Genomic DNA, 5329 nt, shown 5'->3' on the forward strand with positions numbered 1-5329 from the left:
CACAATAATATCTCTGCTGGGTCGAGCAGTTAGGTAGCCTAAGATACTGGTTTCAATATAGACGCTTTCGCTCACGGCAATAGGAGAAAATCTATCCAACGTCCATCATACCCTATTTAGGGCTTGCTGAATAAAGGTGAAATGTAGGCAAGGTAAGGGTTTTGTGGCTTTACGAGCGAAACAGGTGCAAGATTTTGAGAGAATCGTGCTTCAAAACCTTGCGTCTTCATCGGCCCGCGTCCTGTAGGGGCGAAGCATTCGGATAAAAAATCTACGGTTTCACCGATAGGTTATTGCCCGAATGCTTCGCCCGTACTTATTCAGCAAACCCTAATTAGGGCTTGCTGAATAAATCTAAAAACCTTGTTAGATTAAGGCTTTTTCAGGGGGAAAATTCACACCCCACACCCCACACCCTGCCCCCACCAACAAACTTTTTCAGCAAACCCTAATTATTACCCTCTATTCTGTGCGATTAAAATAACTGTTTGCATTAGTCCGACGAGAAGACCGAGAATCCCACCGAGATTAACAATTCCCTGTAATTCCTGTTTAACAATGCCTTGAATGGCATTTTCCAGATCGGCCGGGGAAGTGGCATTTACCCGATCGCGGATTACCTGATCGATGTTGAGAATCGGGATAATTTGGGCGACTAATTTCTCTAAATCTTCCTCTAGATAACGCTCTAAAATTAACGCTAACTCTTGACTAATTACCCCTAATGATGTAGTCATTGACACCGAGGATTGCAGACGATTAATAATTAAATTAGCGATTTGATCCCAGTCGATCGTTTGTCCAAAATCTTGCAGAAATTGTTCGCCACTTTCTTGAATATAAATTCGCACCGTATCCCTAGTGGTTTTACGCAATTGTCTGACGGTGGAGATAGGTAAATTTTGTAAAGAGATACTTTGTAACCAGTTTTTCAGACGATTACGCATCTCTAAAGATAGTAATAATTCTTTGATTCTGGTATTAGCTAAATCCTTTTCATCAAGGCAAAAAGTGCGTAAGCGAGCGAGGGCATTGCGTAAACCGAATAAATTGGCTACTACCCAATAGGTTCCACTGGTTTTTTCTCGAAATCCTTCATCGATAACTTGAATATTGCGATCGGTTAAAAAGTCGATCAAAGCTAGACGGATAACATCAGCAGGTAGGACGGTTTCTAATAGCCAATCGGAGAATTGTCGCGCCTGTTGTTCACTGAGAGAAAATTCTAAGACTAGGCGATCAAAAATTTGATTGATCTGTTTTTCTAAAAAGTCCTGCCGTCGGGCTAAAACTTTTAGTAATTTCGCTAAAGATTCCCCGAATAAATCGTGAAGAATCGCCGCCAAAATCTCGGCTGTTTTTGCTTGCCGATCGCCTTTTATTTGTTTTAAAGCTAATTGTAACAGCCAGAGTATCGCCCCCTGTACCCTTTCGGTGTCGAGGAGTCGTTTAGCCAGTTTTTGTAATTCCTCGGGGGTTAACAGGGAACCCATGATCGTATCCGATACCCGGACAGCTAATCGATCTTGATTGCGAGGAATTAACCCCGGAGTGAAGGGAAGAGGACGCTTACCGATATAAATCGCCTTGTAGGGACGAAATAGCATTTTTATGGCTACATCGTTCGTAAAATAGCCAATAATTGCCCCCGCGATCGGCGGTAAGATCCATGTCCAAAGAGTAGGGAGATTCAATTTAGCAGCAAAAAATAAACGGAAATGTGAGTAGGTTATTTCTTCAAGACTAACACTCCCATCAGTCCTGCTAGGAGTGGATAGTGAACAGCGCCGGAAAATCCCGACCGATAGCCTAATTTTACCTGTTCTGGGCCCCGGGGAAAGCGATCGATACTGGGACTAATATAAGCGTACTGGTCAGTTAAGCCGTAGCGCTCGGCGGCGGGAACGACGATATGATCGAGATACCAGTTTTGGAATAGTTTGGCGATGGTTTCGGTGGGTTGATGGAAGTCAAGAATCGCCGCTTTAGCACCCGGTTTGAGGACTCGGTATAATTCCCCCAAACATTGGGCAATATCCACCACATTGCGTAATCCATAGCCGATAGTGGCACAATCAAAGCTAGAATCGGCAAAGGGTAAATTGAGGGCATCCCCCTCCATCCAGTTAATATTAGTGGCGCTAAAACGTTGACGGGCGATTTTTAATTGTTGTGGGGAAAAATCTAGTCCGATCACTTTGCCGGTTTTGCCCACTTGTTTTGATAATAGGTTAGTCAGGTCGCCGCTGCCACAACAGATATCGAGGGCAAAGTCCCCTTTTTCTGGTTGACACCATTTGACTGTCATTAATTTCCAGATATGGTGTAATCCTAAACTTAATTCCTGATTGAGGCGGTCATATTCGGGAGCGATCTGATCAAAAATTGCTTGTATTTCTGTGGAGTTAGGTGAGGATTGATTGGACATTTTTATAATATAGCACCAGAGAAAATCCCAGATGAAGTTATACCATTCTATCCTATCTGCGCCCACGGGGATAAGCTGTTGAGCATCTACAGCAGTTATAGTCATAGTGGGGAACAGTGACTTAGGTTACGCTTCATCTATCCGAGAACCTTCCGGTCGCAGTTCGATCAACAGGCCTTCCCGGGCGAGAATAGTTTGAGGCAGAATCTTTCTTACCTGTTCGCCAATGCGATCGAGAAAATCGTCATTATGGGCGGGATCGTGATGAAATAGAACTAACTGCTTAACTTGGGCTGCCTGGGCGATTTTGACTGCCTGCTGCCAAGTGGAATGGCCCCAACCCACCTTAGAATACTTAGGATCGTTGTATTCCTCATCGGTGTAGGCAGCATCAATAATCATCACATCCGCTTGCCAGGCCAAAGCCAGAACGTTATCATCAAGGCGATCAGGAAAATGTTCGGTATCGGTAATATATGCTGCCGATAAACCCTGCCAATTTACCCGATAACCCACCGCTTCTCCTGGATGATTTAAAGGACGGGTTTCGACGCTGACATCGCCGTAGTGGAGGGTTTCGCCCATTTCTAGATCATAAAATTCTAAATCAGCCCGCATAATCTGCAAAGGCACGGGAAAATTAGGATGTAACATCTGATCGTGTAATGTTTGCTTGATGGTTGCTCCGTTGGGGGAGGGAACCGCGTAGATATTAAAAGTATTGCCCCTGATAAAAGCAGGGGTAAAAAAAGGAAAACCTTGAATATGATCCCAATGGGAGTGGCTGAAAAATAAATGGGCTTTCGCTGGACTTTCTGCCATCAAAGACTGTCCTAGGATGCGTAACCCTGTACCACCGTCAAAAATTAATCTTTCTCTACCGACTTGCATCTCTACACAGGAAGTATTACCACCATAACGAACGGTTTCCGAACCTGGACAGGGAATACTCCCCCGTACTCCCCAAAATTTGATCTGGAAGCAGTTGTAGGGCATATCAGAAGTTGGTCTACTTGTGCTGATGGGCTAATAGATCAGATTAGCACTCTTCCACAATTAAGGCAGTGACTTCATCCCGAAGATAACGATCTATGATTAAGGGGTGAGGATCGTCACTTTTGCAAGAGCTAAGGTATGGATTTACAGAAATTCTTAGAAAAACTGCCCCAACAGTATCAGGATTGGGGATCGGCTTTAATGTCGCCTATTTCCGAGCAATTAACCCTTTTAAGCGAAAAAACCGCCTCCTATCCTGATCGCAATCTCTTTCCCCTGCTCAATCTCGCCGTTGCCTGTCTGCAACCAGAGGAGGTTTACTGTCAAGTGGGTTGTTTTCGTCGCGGTAGTTTAGTCGCCGCTTTCTGGGATAATAGCGATCGCTGCGGTTATGGCGTAGAAGCTTTTTTTAAATACGATCCATCGGGAGAAAAGCTAACTATATTATCTGAGGATTTGGAGGATTTTCAACTATCAGAACAGATATTTTTAAGCGATCAAGAAACGGAAAACTTTTTCGATGATCTGGCAGAATTAAACAGTGAAGAAAAGCTGGGAGTTTATTACTACGACGCCGCCGAAGACTATCGATCGCTCTTCATCTCCCTACTTTTTGCCAAAAAATTCTGGTCCGATTCCGCTTTAATTATCATCAATAAATGTCAGCATCCCGCTCTCCAACAGGCAATAAGAGATTTTACTAAAACCCATCCCCAAGCTCAGATAATTTTAGATGATAAAATCGCTAATCACGGTTTGCTTGGTTTGAAAAATATTTGTTTATTAGCTTGGAATGCTTCCCCAGGGATAACAGCCCTAAAATCCCCGAAAAAACTGGTTTTAAATGTGGGTTGTGGTCCCTATAATCCCGAAGCCTTACCCCAACTATTCCGCGATGGCAATTGGCAAGAAATTCGCCTCGATATCAATACTGCTGTTAACCCAGATATTTTAGGAACTATTACCGATTTAAGTGCCGTTCCCGATAACTGCGTCGATGCGGTTTTTTCTAGTCATAATCTAGAACATATTTATCATTACGAAGTTCCCATCGCCCTAGGGGAATTTAAACGCATTCTTAAACCCGAAGGCTTTTTAATGATCGTAGTTCCCGATATGCAAACCGCCGCCGAATTTGTCGCTAGAGGCGATATGGAAAATGAACCTTTATATATTTCTCCCGGAGGTCCCGTGCGGGCTTTATGGATGTTTTACGGTATGGGAACAGAAGTCCCCGGAATGCCCTATATGGCTCATAAAACTGGTTTTACCTCTCAAAATCTTAACCATAAATTACAAGAGGCAAATTTTGCCAGAGTCGAGGTAATTCGCAGGGAATTTGATTTAGTTGCTTTTGGGTATAAGTGAGGAAAGATTAGCAAAAATTGCCCGCACTTGTGGGGATATTTTTTCCCTTTGATTGATTAAATAAATACTAACGAGGGTTAAAGATACCCCCACCCATTGCAATACACTTAACATCTCACCGAGGAATAAATTCCCGAAAGTGAGGGCAAAAACCGGAGTTAAAAAAGTTAAAGAACTTAAACTGGTTAAATTGCCTTTGGCGGCTAAATAAAAGAATATTCCGTATGCGATCGCACTACCAAAAATAGTGGCATAACTTAAAGCTAACCAACCATTTAAATCTATATTCTGCCATTGATGGGATTCGGTGAAACCTGAAGCTAAAAATAGCGGCAATCCTCCTAAAATCATGTGCCATCCTGTGGCGCTGACGGGATCCGCATGACGACAGACAAACCGGATTAAGACTGTTCCCACCGCCATGGATAGGGAAGCCAAAAGCATGAGCATTTCGCCGCTATTTAGTAATTCCTGCCAGCTAAAGTCAATATTTACCGCTTTTTGTCCAAAAAAGTCATAAAACCATTGATCGGGCAA

Annotated in this window: 5 protein-coding genes; 1 reads left to right on the forward strand and 4 read right to left on the reverse strand. The window is 43.3% G+C overall.

The genetic code is table 11. The annotated features are described in order from the left end of the window. Positions 1 to 455: 455 nt before the first annotated feature. From PX484_RS03825 to PX484_RS03835, 3 genes are all read right to left on the reverse strand, one after another. Positions 456 to 1694 carry a DUF445 domain-containing protein gene (locus tag PX484_RS03825; protein ID WP_287765617.1) on the reverse strand — a complete coding sequence of 413 codons (1239 nt, stop codon included), beginning with the start codon at positions 1692 to 1694 and terminating at the stop codon, positions 456 to 458. Between the two features lie 35 nt (positions 1695 to 1729). Next, on the reverse strand, positions 1730 to 2428 hold the full coding sequence (ubiE, locus tag PX484_RS03830; RefSeq protein ID WP_287765620.1) for a bifunctional demethylmenaquinone methyltransferase/2-methoxy-6-polyprenyl-1,4-benzoquinol methylase UbiE: 699 nt from the start codon (positions 2426 to 2428) through the stop codon (positions 1730 to 1732). Between the two features lie 126 nt (positions 2429 to 2554). After that, positions 2555 to 3424 (reverse strand): MBL fold metallo-hydrolase, encoded by an 870-nt coding sequence (locus PX484_RS03835; protein ID WP_287664615.1) that lies wholly within the window; start codon positions 3422 to 3424, stop codon positions 2555 to 2557. 138 nt (positions 3425 to 3562) lie between these two features. On the opposite strand from PX484_RS03835, the gene PX484_RS03840 reads away from it, so the two are divergent. After that, on the forward strand, positions 3563 to 4792 hold the full coding sequence (locus PX484_RS03840; RefSeq protein WP_287664612.1) for a class I SAM-dependent methyltransferase: 1230 nt from the start codon (positions 3563 to 3565) through the stop codon (positions 4790 to 4792). Here the strand turns inward: PX484_RS03840 and PX484_RS03845 are convergent. Next, the coding region (locus PX484_RS03845) for a DMT family transporter (RefSeq protein ID WP_288102913.1) at positions 4769 to 5329 on the reverse strand (561 nt) is incomplete at its 5' end. The two genes, PX484_RS03840 and PX484_RS03845, sit on opposite strands and share 24 nt — an antisense overlap.

The organism is Microcystis sp. M49636_WE2, from assembly GCF_030065375.1.
Lineage (GTDB): Bacteria > Cyanobacteriota > Cyanobacteriia > Cyanobacteriales > Microcystaceae > Microcystis > Microcystis aeruginosa_C.